Origin of the sequence: Bacillus vallismortis (genome assembly GCF_004116955.1) — a bacterium.
Taxonomy (GTDB): Bacteria; Bacillota; Bacilli; order Bacillales; family Bacillaceae; genus Bacillus; species Bacillus vallismortis.
This window is the reverse complement of record NZ_CP026362.1, coordinates 891850-905312: the sequence shown is the minus strand read 5'-3', so window position 1 is coordinate 905312 and position 13463 is coordinate 891850. Positions and strand designations below refer to the sequence as shown.

Annotated in this window: 15 protein-coding genes; 11 read left to right on the top strand and 4 right to left on the bottom strand. The window is 42.4% G+C overall.

What is annotated here, in order from left to right; all coding sequences use genetic code 11:
- Nucleotides 1-31 precede the first annotated feature (31 nt).
- Nucleotides 32-985: an AraC family transcriptional regulator gene (locus BV11031_RS04890; RefSeq protein ID WP_010327815.1), complete on the bottom strand. Its 954-nt coding sequence runs from the start codon at nt 983-985 to the stop codon at nt 32-34.
- Between the two features lie 125 nt (nt 986-1110).
- Between BV11031_RS04890 and BV11031_RS04885 the strand changes: the two genes are divergently transcribed.
- Complete coding sequence (locus BV11031_RS04885) at nt 1111-1362, top strand: Atu4866 domain-containing protein (protein WP_010327816.1); 252 nt, start codon at nt 1111-1113, stop codon at nt 1360-1362.
- Nucleotides 1349-2137, top strand: a complete 789-nt coding sequence (locus BV11031_RS04880; RefSeq protein ID WP_010327817.1) for an SDR family oxidoreductase — start codon at nt 1349-1351, stop codon at nt 2135-2137. Before BV11031_RS04885 ends, BV11031_RS04880 begins: the two co-directional genes overlap by 14 nt.
- A gap of 630 nt (nt 2138-2767) precedes the next feature.
- Here BV11031_RS04880 and BV11031_RS04875 read toward each other — a convergent pair.
- A complete protein-coding gene (locus BV11031_RS04875; protein WP_010327819.1) occupies nt 2768-3001 on the bottom strand; it encodes a hypothetical protein in 234 nt (77 codons plus the stop codon).
- Nucleotides 3002-3087: 86 nt separating this feature from the next.
- On the opposite strand from BV11031_RS04875, the gene nikA reads away from it, so the two are divergent.
- The 6 genes from nikA to BV11031_RS23165 all read left to right on the top strand — a co-directional run bounded on the left by nikA (nt 3088) and on the right by BV11031_RS23165 (nt 8437).
- Nucleotides 3088-4707, top strand: coding sequence for a nickel ABC transporter substrate-binding protein (nikA, locus tag BV11031_RS04870; RefSeq protein WP_010327820.1), 1620 nt, complete (start codon nt 3088-3090; stop codon nt 4705-4707).
- A gap of 9 nt (nt 4708-4716) precedes the next feature.
- Nucleotides 4717-5661 carry a nickel ABC transporter permease subunit NikB gene (gene nikB / locus BV11031_RS04865; RefSeq protein ID WP_010327821.1) on the top strand — a complete coding sequence of 315 codons (945 nt, stop codon included), beginning with the start codon at nt 4717-4719 and terminating at the stop codon, nt 5659-5661.
- Entirely contained in the window at nt 5658-6488 is an 831-nt protein-coding gene (gene nikC, locus BV11031_RS04860; RefSeq protein ID WP_010327822.1) for a nickel ABC transporter permease subunit NikC, read from the top strand. The genes nikB and nikC overlap by 4 nt, the downstream gene beginning before the upstream one ends.
- Before the next feature lie 17 nt (nt 6489-6505).
- A complete protein-coding gene (gene nikD / locus BV11031_RS04855; protein ID WP_026014420.1) occupies nt 6506-7333 on the top strand; it encodes a nickel import ATP-binding protein NikD in 828 nt (275 codons plus the stop codon).
- Nucleotides 7334-7363: 30 nt separating this feature from the next.
- Nucleotides 7364-8182, top strand: coding sequence for a nickel import ATP-binding protein NikE (gene nikE / locus BV11031_RS04850; protein ID WP_010327824.1), 819 nt, complete (start codon nt 7364-7366; stop codon nt 8180-8182).
- 132 nt (nt 8183-8314) lie between these two features.
- A complete protein-coding gene (locus BV11031_RS23165; protein WP_276569932.1) occupies nt 8315-8437 on the top strand; it encodes a hypothetical protein in 123 nt (40 codons plus the stop codon).
- On the opposite strand, the gene BV11031_RS04845 is transcribed toward BV11031_RS23165, so the two are convergent.
- Entirely contained in the window at nt 8420-10195 is a 1776-nt protein-coding gene (locus tag BV11031_RS04845; RefSeq protein WP_010327825.1) for a phosphatase PAP2 family protein, read from the bottom strand. The genes BV11031_RS23165 and BV11031_RS04845 overlap by 18 nt on opposite strands.
- Before the next feature lie 386 nt (nt 10196-10581).
- Nucleotides 10582-11337 carry a ZinT family metal-binding protein gene (locus BV11031_RS04840; protein ID WP_010327826.1) on the bottom strand — a complete coding sequence of 252 codons (756 nt, stop codon included), beginning with the start codon at nt 11335-11337 and terminating at the stop codon, nt 10582-10584.
- Nucleotides 11338-11665: 328 nt separating this feature from the next.
- On the opposite strand from BV11031_RS04840, the gene BV11031_RS04835 reads away from it, so the two are divergent.
- From BV11031_RS04835 to BV11031_RS04825, 3 genes are read left to right on the top strand one after another with little or no spacing between them, the layout of a single operon-like run.
- The gene (locus tag BV11031_RS04835) at nt 11666-11911 is read left to right on the top strand and encodes a hypothetical protein (protein ID WP_010327827.1); all 246 of its coding nucleotides are present in this window, start codon (nt 11666-11668) and stop codon (nt 11909-11911) included.
- A gap of 17 nt (nt 11912-11928) precedes the next feature.
- The gene (locus tag BV11031_RS04830; protein ID WP_010327828.1) at nt 11929-12297 is read left to right on the top strand and encodes a spore coat protein; all 369 of its coding nucleotides are present in this window, start codon (nt 11929-11931) and stop codon (nt 12295-12297) included.
- A gap of 18 nt (nt 12298-12315) precedes the next feature.
- Nucleotides 12316-13452 (top strand): zinc-dependent alcohol dehydrogenase, encoded by a 1137-nt coding sequence (locus tag BV11031_RS04825; RefSeq protein WP_010327829.1) that lies wholly within the window; start codon nt 12316-12318, stop codon nt 13450-13452.
- Nucleotides 13453-13463: the final 11 nt, after the last annotated feature.

Below are 13463 nucleotides of genomic sequence, written 5' to 3'. Positions count from 1 at the left end.
GGGGAAATAAGATCAACAGTTAGCTCATTCGTTAAATGGATAGAAGTCGCAACGTATGCGACTTCTTGATTTGATACACATTATATAAATTCAGATTCTCTTTACGATCTTTCCCTGGAGGCTTGCCGAACATCTTTCTATACTCTCTATTAAAATAAGAAGGACTTTCATAGCCAACTAGAAAGGCAGCGTCAGCAACCCTCATTTTTTTCCCGATAATCAACCGCCTTGCTTCATGAAGACGTAAAGCTCTCTGGTATTGGACCGGAGTCATGGTTGTAATTTGTTTAAAATGGTGATATAAAGCCGATGGGCTAAGGTTTACTTTTTTAGCTAGTCCATCTATCTTGATTTCATGAGAAAAATGATTTCTTAAATAATCCAGAGCAGCAGCCACTTCGGATAATTTACTCCCCTTGGCAACAAGGCTTTTTACTGTATGACCATGCTTTCCCTGCATAATGCGGTATAGAATTTCCTTGATGATTAAAGGTGCAAGTATTTCTGTATCATCAGGGGAATGAAGTAGTTTCACAAGTCGGATAAGTGCATCCAGAATGACCTCATCTGTCTGATCAACAAATATTCCTCGCCCTGTAGCATGATGATTAGTGCTATGTTGCTTATACTCTTTTGAGACCTCTGCAATTTGCATCAAGTTAAAATTCAATCGAAGACATAAATAAGGTTCCATCTCACTTGCTTGTAAAATTTCTCCGATAACAGGAAGATCGACTGCCACGACTAAGTATTCCCCTTTTCCGTAAAAGAAGTCTTCTCCAATTATAGAAATCACTTTTCTTCCTTGCAGAACAATACACAAAGCAGGTTCATGCATAATATGTACAGGCACCAGCGGCTTGGCAGATCGAATAAATTCCAACCCAGAGATTGACGTTACGTTCGTACCCTCCTTGGCAGCAAAGGATGACACTAGATTTGTAAGCTCCTCTTCTTTCAATTGCAATTGCTCTTCTAGAGACATGAAATCCCTCCTTTTACAAACCTTATCGACTTTGGAGGATAGGGCAAGAATGAAAGAGAAACCGGCTACCACTCCATGTTATCTTTCCCTGATACTAATAGTAGAACAGAAAAGGAGCTGATGATATGGATGAAAAAAACAATTATTCTTACGGTGGGCTTTGGGTTACCAAAGATCGGTATATCAGGCATGAACTGCTGTCCGATGGTCGCTATATTGAAGCTCGCGGCAATGTCGAATGCGCCTATACAGGTCATTACCAAATAACAGGTGACCACATTGAATATCAAGATGATACAGGATTCACAGCTGATGGAGATTTTAAAAACGGAATCTTATATCACGCAGGGATGGTCCTGCATCGTGAAAGAAGCTAAAGATTTCTTAAAGAAAAATGACTTAAAAGAGGATGATACAAAGATGAGTATAAAGAATAAAGTTGTTCTTGTCACCGGTGGAAGCAGCGGTATTGGAGCAGCAACTGTTGATTTATTAGCTGAGAATGGAGCTACAGTAATAGCAGCAGCGCGGAGAACAGATAAGTTAGAAACACTCGTATCCACTCTTCTCCAAAAAGGATATCATGCAGATTACAAGCAACTGGATGTCACAGACTTTGAACAAATGCAGCATACCGTCCAAGAAATTATAAAAGCATACGGCAAAATCGATGTCATCGTAAATAATGCGGGTGTAATGCCATTATCTAAATTGGAATCTCTGAAAATCGCAGAATGGAATCGTATGATCGATGTAAATATTCGTGGAGTCCTGCATGGTATTGGCGCTGTTTTGCCTATAATGAAAGAGCAGAATAGCGGACATATCGTCAATTTAGCTTCCATAGGCTCATATGAGATTACCCCCACTGCAGCTGTTTATTGCGCAACCAAGTATGCTGTCCGTGCCATCACAGAAGGCTTGCGACAGGAAGCAACGAATAATATTCGAACAACTGTAATTGCACCGGGCGTAACGGAATCAGAACTAGCCGATCATATTACGGATAAACAGGCGAGTGAAGCTATGATCGAATACCGCAGACAAGCGCTTCCTGCTTCTGCTATTGCACAGGCCATTCTATATGCAATCTCGCAGCCAGTAGAGATCGATGTAAGTGAATTAATTGTCAGACCTACTCTATCACTATAAAAAGTGTATCAGAAGTAGAATCATAAGAAGATTTAAGATAAGAATTAATTTTGATACTAATGAGAAACTGAGTTAGACGGGGCCGAGAAATTGAACTCGGCCTTTCAGGTTATAGCATTATGGTAGTGAAACTACACTGATGGTCGATTAACTAAGAGGTCGGTGATGATGACTCCAGCAAGGTATGGCGAAGAAGAGGAGCACCATTTATTACCTCCATTGGATTTTGATCGATTATGGCATATGTATGTGGACATTATGTGTAGATACCAATACTTCATTGAAAAGCTCGACAGCGCCAACAGCCCTCTCCTGTCTCTGATTCACTTTGAAGAATTGGTATGCCGCGTTTTAGGTTTTATTAACAGCAGTGAACTATTACATCTATAGGAGCTTCAAATGGACCTTTCGTTTAGGCGCTTGCATTCATGGGCTCCCAGTACATACGGGGGGTTTCCTCCTTTCTATTGCGGCGTGGGGAACCGAAGCGTCTTACCTTCTTTATTTGCCATCTTATACGTCCTTCCTTTCAAATATTCATAAGGTTGTAGGTTCGACTTAAAAACCTTACTTGAGAACCTCTTCCTCATTTGTTGTAAGGGTTTTGCCGTTTGTAGCACGGATGGGTTTTTATATTTTGACAAAGCTGGCCGGTTTGGCAACCGCGAAGCCTGCCTTAAGTGTACCGCTGTTTTCAACGGTTGAGCTGCTTGTTGTTTGTTCATAATTGCCTGTGTCAACGGCGCATGGATTCTCTGCCTGGGGTGCACTGAGCTTTGGCATTTTATCGTTACATGTATTCTCCAATACTTGTTTTATTGTGATTTCTACAAACAGCCGTTGACACATCACTGGATTCAACATTAATACCTATATTCTTACATTGACAAGGTGTTTCGCTCTCCTTAAAATGAAAATGATTATCAACATCATTTAGGAGGAAACCACAGATGCTTAGCGGGCGGATTCGTTTGAAAATTAACATTACTTTCTTATTCATGCTCATCTTTTCTATTTTTTTAGCAGGATGTACAAACGCAGGACATTCATCAGAGAAGAAAGATCATAACAATATGGTCACAATGGCTTGGCCTAGAGATATAGGAGAAATGAATCCACATGTCTATAACCCTTCCCAATTGATGACGCAGTCCATGGTATATGAGCCTTTGGTCTCTTATGAAGCGGGCGGAAAGCTTAAACCGCATTTAGCTGAGTCTTGGGATCTATCTAATGACGGCAAAGTGTATACGTTTCATTTGCGTAAGAATGTAACATTTTCAGACGGGACAACCTTTAATGCGAAAATCGTGAAAAAGAATTTTGATTCCATTTTAAAACATCCTGAGTTGCATAGCTGGTTAGGGTTTATGACAAAAATAGTTCAAACAAAAATAATCGATGATCATACATTTCAATTGACACTCACTGAACCCTATTATCCCACCATTCAGGAGCTGGCAGTTGTACGGCCTGTTCGGTTTTTAGGCGAGAATGGATTCCCGAAGGACGGCGATACATCAAAAGGCGTCACTAAACCTGTCGGGACGGGTCCATGGGTATTGGAAGAACATAAAACCGATGAATATGCGATTTTTAAACGAAATGAAAATTATTGGGGTGAAAAGCCTCAGGTCGAGAAAATCAAGGTGAAAGTCATCCCGGACGCAGAAACAAGAGTGCTCGCGTTTGAAAAAGGCGAACTGGATTTCATTTACGGTGAAGGCGTCATCAGTTTGGATGCATATAAGCAGCTGCAATCGACAGGCCAATATGAAACAAGCCTTTCTGAACCGGTAGCGGCGAGACAGCTTGTTATGAATACGAAAAAAGAACAGCTGTCTGATGAACGTGTTCGCCAAGCCCTTCATTATGGCTTTAATAAAGACGCCATGGTGGAAGGCATTACCTCCGGGTTAGAAGAAAAAGCAGATTATATTTTGCCGACAACTTTCCCATATACATCTGATATTCATATAAAGCCCATGAAATATGATGCGGAAAAAGCGGCAGCGTTATTAGATGCGGCAGGCTGGAAGCTCCCGAATGGAAAGACGGTGCGTGAGAAAGACGGAAAGCTGCTTGAATTTAGTATGATGTATGATTCCGCGGAATCCATTCAAAAAGCAATGGCAGAAACGCTGCAAGCAGAATGGGCGGCCATTGGAGTGAAGCTGAATCTTGAGGGAGTAGAATTGGCGACTCAGGTAAAACGGTTCAAAGCGAATGAATTTGATATGAACTTCTTTAGCAACTACGGCGCGCCTTATGACCCGCATACATTTGTAAACATTGTCGCGTCAAAAGGGTTTGGATTTAATGAAGCGATTTCTGCCTATCCAAACAAAGAAGAGTTATTAAAGCAGATGGAAAAGGTTCCTCAAACAACTGATGAAAAAGAGCGCCAAAAGCTTTACTCATCTATTTTAACATCCCTTCAAGATCAGGGAGCCATCGTTCCAATCTCTTATATGAAAAAGATAGCGATCTATAAAAAGAATATGACACACTTCACTTTCCCTGCTAATCGTGACGAACATCCATTTACAGGTATCCGCATAAAGCAGTAGGAGGCTTTTATGGGCATCTATATATTGAAACGAATCATGTCTATCATTCCAGTGTTTCTTATAGCTGCACTTCTGACAACTGGAATGATACAACTCTCACCGGTTGACCCGGCTGAAGCGTATGTAGCCGCAGCGCATATCCAGCCAACCGATGACATTTTAGAACAAAAAAGACATGAGTTTGGCTTAGATCAACCATTCTTTATCCAATATGCCAATTCGATTTTGAAGATATGCCAATTCGATTTTGGCTTATCCTATGTTTCGAATCAGCCGGTTTGGGACGAGGTTGCACTCCGAATGCCAGCAACGTTCGAGCTTGCGCTTGGGAGCTTATTGATCGCGGTGCTTGTCAGTGTGCCTCTCGGCTTCTTTGCGGGGATCAAAAGAAATCGTGCAGTTGATCATATCAGTCGCTTTATTTCCTTTTTCGGGGCATCCATTCCGACTTTTTGGTTAGGGTATATGATGGTTTTTTTCTTTTCTGTTCAATTAGATCTTTTTCCAGTAGAAGGAATTGGAACATGGCAGCACCTCGTACTGCCGTCATTGACGCTGGCGATACCTTTAATCGCGATGTATACAAGGCTTTTGCGCGCCAGTGTTATAGAAAATCTGCAAGAACCGTATGTACAATACGCAAAAATCAGAGGGCTGAAAAAGAAAAGCATTATGGCTAAGCATGTATTGAAAATGGCCATTTCTCCGATGATTACAGGCCTGGGAATGAATCTTGGCAAGCTGCTCACCGGAACCATTATTGTTGAAGTGGTTTTTTCTTGGCCTGGCTTTGGCCGTTATTTTATTGAGGCCATATTCAATCGTGACATCCCAGTCATTCAATGCTATGTGTTCATCGCCGCCACCTTTTTTATAGTGAGCAGCTTAATCGTTGATCTTATTCAAATGTATATTGATCCACGCATTTCCAGGAAAGAAGGGCAGTATCGATGATCAGAGGCATACGCAGGATATACAAAAGTCAAAAAGTGATAACAGTATGTATTACCATATTGTCCATTCTGTTTCTAATCGCTGTATGTGCCCCTTGGATTGCGCCGAACAACCCTGTTGCTGTTCATTTGTCATATAAGCTGCATCCTCCATCCTGGGAATTCCCTTTAGGAACTGATCATTTAGGAAGATGCAACTTATCCCGCCTATTGTACGGCGCACGAATTTCTCTAGGATTTGCGGTGCTCATTTTTATTTCCTCACTCGTGATCGGCCTCATTGTCGGTACGATTTCGGGATATAAAGGCGGATGGATTGATCAGCTGTTAATGAGATTTTGTGATGGTGTGATGGCCTTTCCGAACTTAATTTTAGTTCTTGGTCTAGTGGGCATATTCGGGCCTGGACTTCCTCAAGTCATTCTGGCCCTCATGCTTGTGCAATGGGTCTATTATGCAAGAATCTTCAGAGGAATGGTGCTTAGCCTGAAAGAGGAAAACTTTATTAAAGCCGCAAAAATCAACGGATCATCACAATGGAAGATTATGAAAAAACATATCATACCTAATGTCCTCCCTCCCCTCGTGGTGATGGGTACATTGGAAATGGGCTGGGCCATTATGGATATATCCGCTATGTCGTTTCTTGGGTTAGGCGTTCAGCCACCGGCTGCGGAATGGGGAGCGATGATTCATGAAGGAAAATCATACATTCGGACGAACCCTGAGTTGATGATTTACCCAGGGATGATGATCATGCTTGTGGTTGTAACATTCAATATATTGGGCGAGAGTCTATCAGACAAATACGGAGTCAAACGTCGATGATAAAAAGGAATGAGAAGTTGGAAACAGAACAATCACCGGTGCTGCAAGTGAAAGATTTGCATGTACAGGCCAAAACGCAAAGAGGCATGTCAACCCTTGTGCAAGACGTCAATTTAGAACTGAAGCGCGGTCAAATCCTTGGCCTGATTGGTGAGAGCGGATGCGGAAAAACGGTAACGGGCATGTCCATTCTTCAGATGCTCAATCAAAAAACAACCAAGGTGGAAGGAAGCATTTCATTACAAGGCCGAGAATTAAACGGATTGGCAGATCAAGAAATGCGCAAGATCCGCGGCAAAGATATCGCTTATATTATGCAAAATCCGATGAACGCTTTTACACCCGTTTTTACGATTGGTCATCAAATGATCGAAACCATTCGCACTCATACGTCTGTTAACAAAAAACAGGCGAAGGAGCTTGCAATCGAAGCATTGCATCATGTGAACTTATCCAATCCTGTTACACTTTTAAAATCTTATCCTTTTCAATTAAGCGGCGGAATGCTTCAACGGGTGATGATCGCAGCCGCTGTATGCTTACATCCAGCCATTCTCATTGCGGATGAACCCACCACTGCTCTAGACGTCAATAATCAGAAGACCGTGCTGAAACATTTAGACGACCTGCGCTCTACGTGTGGAACGGCGATTTTGCTCATCTCACATGATCTGGGCGTCATTGCAGAAATGGCGGATGAAGTTGCTGTGATGCAGAAAGGGAGAATCGCAGAAAAAGCAGATGTGTTTCAGCTGTTTGATGCACCACATCATGACTATACAAAGAAGCTATTGGATGCACGTTTGACATTGCCAATTGATGACCGTGCCATTGGGCCAGTTTGACAAAGAGCGGCATTTTAATGGGGTGAACAAGTGAGTTTATTACAAGTGAAAGAAGTCTCTCATCGTTATGCGGAGCGTTCATTATTCAAATGGAAATTCCAATCTCAACAAGTCCTATCCAGTATCAGCTTTTCGATTGAGAAGGGTACATGCTTTGGTTTGCTTGGGCCGAGCGGAGCCGGTAAAAGCACATTAGGAAAGGTGCTGCTCGGTTTGGAACGGCCGCAATCGGGCCAAATACTTTTTCAAGGACATGACATATATCAAGCAGAGCAATCAATCCGCCGGAAAATACGCCGCGATCTTCAAGCGGTTTTTCAAGATTCACACTCCGCCGTCAACCCAAGGATGACGGCGGAACAGATTATAGCAGAACCATTAGAAAACTATGAAAGGCTCACAATCGACGAGCAAAGGCGAACCATCATCGAGCTGTTGGAAAGAGTAGGCTTACGTGAAGACGATTTAACAAAATATCCACACCAATTCAGCGGCGGTCAATTGCAGCGAATCAATATCGCAAGAGCAATCTCCCTCAAACCGAAGCTGATCGTATTAGATGAATCAGTCAGCAGTCTGGACATGGTAACTCAAACACGAATATTAGATTTGTTAAAAGAGCTAAAAGACGATTTTGGGTTATCGTATTTTTTTATTACGCATGATTTAAAAGCCGCTTATCAGTTGAGTGACACACTAGGTGTACTGGATAACGGAACATTAGTTGAGCTTTACGAATCCAAACATCAATTCTTTGCATCAGACCATCCAGCAGTAAAAGAAATGAAAAGCTCCATCCTTGCAGAACACCCGCGCTTTCGTTCGATAGGGAGAAAGCCGACGCTATAATAAGAAAATCGTGTCTCGGAAAAAGCATGTTAGGGTCTCCATCACGCTGAAAAAATGACAATATCCTAAAACGATAGCTGTTTTAAGATATTGTCAACAATCTAAGCACCTGTCATTGACAGGTGCTTTGTTATGGAAAAAAATCCAGACGTTAATATCATTTCTCAAGCGACGGATACACATCAAACAGTCGCTCCGTATTCCATCCGCTTTTTAATGCTGGAAGATGCTTTGGATCTATTTTGCAACTTTTAATTGAATCCGGTTGGATTTATAGATGGCCTTCACTTTGTACTTGCTTGGCAAGCCCGTGGTTTCGATTGAAGAAAAGGATCCATTACGCTTATGATAGGTGATGATCGTGGAGCCGTCTTCCGGGATATAGTTATCCGAAAAATGGAGGCGTAATGTCCCCTTTATTTTTGCCTTGCCCTTGATTTGGAACTGATCATGTTTACCGCTAAGGTTGAGTTCAAGGATACCCTTGGCTGATTGCTTGTAATCTCCGCCTATGATCAGTTTACCTGACACATCTTCCTTCAGGATGCCTCTGTTGTTTGAAACATCGCCTCTCCCAAAAGCTGTCTCTGAACCGCCCTCAAGCGTTCCCTGATCAATCCTCGTGCCGCCGGAATATGTATTGTTCCCCTCCAGCTTTAATGTGCCTGTCCCCTTTTTGGTCAGCTTTCCCTTGCCGGAGATATCGTTACGCCAACGATCAAGTGCATAAAAGCCGCATTTGGAAGCATCCATGGCCACGGTAACGTTTTTGTCAAAAGCGCCATACCCATCGGCAGCGGAAAAGAGATCAAGCCTTCCCCACCCTTCCGCATCATCGAGAACAGGATAGCCGGAAGGAAGGCCTGTTGTAGCTAAAACCGAGCGGCGCTGCTTTTTGTCAAGGTAAGGAAAACGGGTTTCAAGCAGGACTTCAGCTCCCTTTGGAACCACCATAGGTTTAGCAATTGAATTCATTCGCCCAAATCCGTATGTCAATCGCTGGGTGTACTGATTTTTATTCATGTTATAATCACTGAATCGATCTTCAGCCGTGCCGGTTTGCGTTAACAACTTCTGATGAGCTTCATCATAAGCAGCCTTTTTCAAGCTTTGATTGGCTGGATCAGATAGAATAGCGGCCGCCAATCCAGTTGCCATGACACGTCCTCCCATGACATCAAGCGGGGAATGCATACCGGCAACAATACGGTTTTGGCCGAGCTCTGAAGCCCGGGTAAGGAGTTCCTGATAACGCTCCGGCACGGCATAAGCCATGGCAAAAGCGCTGAGATATGCGGCATTTGTATGTCCGCTGGGAAATCCTCCGTCTTTGGCCGGATCAGGATTAATTGCGGGTACAAGGGTTGGGACAAGAATAGAATTGCTTTCCCAGCGAAACGGGCGTGGATATTGAAAATATCCCTTAGCCGGGTTCGTTGAAGAATAGGGGCCTCGTAACGTATTGACTAAACTGACGATGCTGCCGAGACTGGAACTCGTGCTGCCGGAATTGGTTCCTTCATCATGATATTTTTTTATCGCGGCATCTGCAGGGATACTGTTAATTGTTGTCGTCGCGCCCGCATTTATTCGATAGATATCAGTAAGCGGACCAAGGCCGTCAATCACACTGTAGCTCTGATTCCTGCGATCATCAAAGTATGCAGCATTTTCCTCGAGCGGGGTGCGGTGTTTAGCAAAGTCAGCCACTTTTTGAATATTAGCATCCAACACGCTGCTGTTTCGTTTCACTCCGCTATCCCAAGTACTTCCGGGAGACCAAAGCTTTTGAAATTCTGAAAGCACTCCGATCGCGGGATTGGAACTCACTGTCATATTAGCAGAACTGTTATTTTTGTAATGATCCACAAAGTATCCTGAAGCAGGTGGCGGCGGCGTTACTGTTTTTGCTTTAGCTGTTGCGCTCGCATCACATACACTCACAGAGCTTTGAAATAATACCAAAGCAAATAAAGCCACTATTACATGTTTCTTCATCCTTCGTAATGTCATACTTTCATACTCTCCCTTACTTTTCATTCTCTCTACAACACTTTTTTGCCAACCATAAAGTTATATTGATCGTATCTTACCTTTGTTAATGAAATAGCATCGTTTTATTAATGTTTTGTTTATTTTTTCTAGACTTCAGTAAAGTTTTTATAAGTGATCGAAAAACGAAGATGTCAGGCGTAGTGCGATATATTGCTTACGATACGAAGAATATAACGCGAAGGAACTCACGATCTCCTAATATGAGAAATCAACAGCTTAAAACGTTTCATGAGTTGATCGGACGGAGAGGAAGAAACGAAAGAAGGAAAAAAGCTGCTGACGAGAAGTCAGCAGCTGGCGTCTAAGCACTACCTTATTCATAGGTAAAATCATATTTCATAGGATTAGTGCGCCATCATCTCATGGGCAATATCGTGGCCGTCCATTTCTGACGGATAGTAGGTAGGCCAGTTTTTAACTTCATCAAGTAAAGCTTTACGGTCATCACCCCAATACAGATGGTAGTGACTAGCTTTAGTCGGATAGATACTATGATCACTAAATTGAATATACTGAGGAAGGCCTTCAGTTTTTTCAGCTAGTTTGAATATGTATCTTACCCCTCTATTGCCCGCATCATATGTTAAAACCTCATATCCGTCATACGTATACTTACCAGAAGATTCTTTTCCATTTTTGAAGAACGTTACTGTATCTTGCTGGATTACGATACGATCAACATCTGTTTTATACCCTTTTTTATAATATTCTTTATATTCTTCAGCTGTCTTGTCACCTTCATGCTCGGATTTATGTGAAAATACTTCGTCAAGAGTGCCATCTTGAAGAAATGGGTACACAGATTGCCAGTCTCCTTCCCAATCAGAAAGCTGGCGATCCTTTACTTGGCTGTTTTTAAAATAGCCTTCATAAATTTTTTCTGTCTCTTCATCATGTACATGACTATGGTCGTAGCCGTGATCGTGCTCATGATCATGAGCTTCTGATGTTTGCTCTTGCGTTTTAGAAGAGTTTTCTTCAATTGCTGAGGATGATGGATTAGACTCACCTTTTGACGAACCTGATGTCTGACACCCTGCCAATACCAGTAATGAACCAATCGTTAATATGCCTAACCTCTTTACAGATAACATTCCCATTACAACACTCCTTCTCCGCAAAACGAAATAATTACGATTTGTATTATACACTACTTTGTGCAAAATACAAAGGTAAAAAGACCCAAGTCCCCAAGGTTTTAGAGGCTTTCTATTAGCCAGGTTTGTTATGTAATCTTAATGGCGTTTTGTTATATCCTTATTTGATGATGAAAGACCGGATTCTTTTGAATGAAGCGTATAAACCTCTCCAAAAAACAACTTCAATTATATATATGGAATGCGCCCTTTTTTACAGTGAACAGTTCTATCCGTATGCTACACCCTCATTTCGGGAAATGTAACGTTGATTAAAGGAGGTTACATCACTATGGATCATCAAACATTAGCTGCTCACGAAGCGGTAGATTTACATGAAATCGTTAATTTTAAAACCCTTTGTGTAGCGAAATCAAAATTAATGCAGGGACTTGTATTTGACCAAGATCTAAAGGACTTGATGCAGAAAGATGTGCAGCAAGCCATGCAAGACCTTACTGATTTACAAGCGGTTTATGAGCGTGCGCCATTTCAGGCTCCTGTCCCTCAAAGCCGCCCAACGCCCATCATTGATTGAAAGGAAGGTGAGCACCATTGAACCAAGATCATTTAGACCCTATTAATTCGCTGAATGTGCCTGAACTTGCAGATACCACATTCGCGTTAGATTTTCTGATACGAGCAAAAGAAGGCGTGAGAAATACTGCAGTAGCTTTGACTGAAACCGCATCACCTGATGTAAGAGCCTTGTTACGGAAACAGCTGATGCAAGGAATCGCAATGCATCAAGAAATAACGGAACTCATGATAAGCAAAAAATGGTTCCACCCGTATGAGCTGAGCGAACAATATAAACTGGATCAGCTCTCTGCAAAAAATACGATCATGGTCGGCAACATGAATCTCTTTCCTGTTGAAACAAATCGAAAAGGGATGTTTGACCGGACACCTGATGAACATTAACATTGGAGGTTTTTTAGCATGAAGGCCGTAACGTATCAAGGCATTAAAAATGTTGTTGTCAAAGATGTGCCAGATCCAAAGATTGAAAAGTCCGATGACATGATTATAAAAGTCACCAGTACAGCCATTTGCGGATCAGATTTACATTTAATCCATGGATTCATTCCAAATCTGCAAGAAGACTATGTCATCGGCCATGAACCGATGGGCATCGTTGAAGAAGTTGGGCCGGGCGTGACAAAAGTGCAAAAAGGCGATCGCGTCATTATTCCTTTTACAATCGCCTGCGGTGAATGCTTTTTTTGTAAACATCAGCTGGAAAGCCAGTGTGATCAATCTAATGACAATGGAGAAATGGGCGCCTATTTCGGTTATTCGGGACAAACAGGCGGTTATCCGGGCGGACAGGCTGAATATTTAAGAGTGCCATTTGCGAATTTTACCCATTTTAAAATTCCTGAAACCTGTGAGGAGCCCGATGAGAAGTTAAGCGTGATATCCGATGCCATGACAACCGGTTTCTGGAGTGTTGACAATGCCGGCGTAAAAGAAGGCGATACAGTTATCGTTCTAGGTTGCGGGCCAGTCGGCCTTTTTGCTCAAAAGTTTTGTTGGCTAAAGGGCGCAAAGCGCGTTATAGCGGTTGACTATGTAAACTACCGCTTACAGCATGCCAAACGAACAAATCAAGTAGAAATCGTTAATTTTGAAGATCATGAGAATACAGGGAGTTACTTGAAGGAAATCACCAAAGGCGGAGCTGATGTTGTCATTGACGCTGTTGGGATGGATGGGAAAATGAGCGACCTCGAATTCCTTGCAAGCGGATTAAAGCTTCATGGCGGAACGATGAGTGCGTTGGTCATTGCTTCCCAAGCCGTCCGCAAAGGAGGAACCATCCAAATTACAGGCGTGTACGGCGGCAGATATAACGGTTTCCCGTTAGGAGATATCATGCAGCGAAACATCAATATACGTTCTGGACAAGCTCCGGTGATCCATTATATGCCATACATGTTTGAATTAGTGTCAACGGGCAAAATTGACCCCGGTGACGTTGTAAGCCATGTCCTGCCTCTTAGTGAAGCCAAGCATGGCTATGACATCTTTGATGCAAAAATGGATGACTGTATAAAAGTTGTGTTAAAACCTTAAAAAACGGAGGT

What these genes read in the sequence shown, in the direction of transcription:
- BV11031_RS04890 (WP_010327815.1), bottom strand. Translation starts at nt 985, where the DNA reads ATGTCTCTAGAAGAGCAATTGCAATTGAAAGAAGAGGAGCTTACAAAT.
- BV11031_RS04885 (WP_010327816.1), top strand. Translation starts at nt 1,111, where the DNA reads ATGGATGAAAAAAACAATTATTCTTACGGTGGGCTTTGGGTTACCAAA.
- BV11031_RS04875 (WP_010327819.1), bottom strand. Translation starts at nt 3,001, where the DNA reads ATGTTGAATCCAGTGATGTGTCAACGGCTGTTTGTAGAAATCACAATA.
- nikA (WP_010327820.1), top strand. Translation starts at nt 3,088, where the DNA reads ATGCTTAGCGGGCGGATTCGTTTGAAAATTAACATTACTTTCTTATTC.
- nikB (WP_010327821.1), top strand. Translation starts at nt 4,717, where the DNA reads ATGGGCATCTATATATTGAAACGAATCATGTCTATCATTCCAGTGTTT.
- nikC (WP_010327822.1), top strand. Translation starts at nt 5,658, where the DNA reads ATGATCAGAGGCATACGCAGGATATACAAAAGTCAAAAAGTGATAACA.
- BV11031_RS23165 (WP_276569932.1), top strand. Translation starts at nt 8,315, where the DNA reads ATGGAAAAAAATCCAGACGTTAATATCATTTCTCAAGCGACGGATACA.
- BV11031_RS04845 (WP_010327825.1), bottom strand. Translation starts at nt 10,195, where the DNA reads ATGACATTACGAAGGATGAAGAAACATGTAATAGTGGCTTTATTTGCT.
- BV11031_RS04840 (WP_010327826.1), bottom strand. Translation starts at nt 11,337, where the DNA reads ATGGGAATGTTATCTGTAAAGAGGTTAGGCATATTAACGATTGGTTCA.
- BV11031_RS04835 (WP_010327827.1), top strand. Translation starts at nt 11,666, where the DNA reads ATGGATCATCAAACATTAGCTGCTCACGAAGCGGTAGATTTACATGAA.
- BV11031_RS04825 (WP_010327829.1), top strand. Translation starts at nt 12,316, where the DNA reads ATGAAGGCCGTAACGTATCAAGGCATTAAAAATGTTGTTGTCAAAGAT.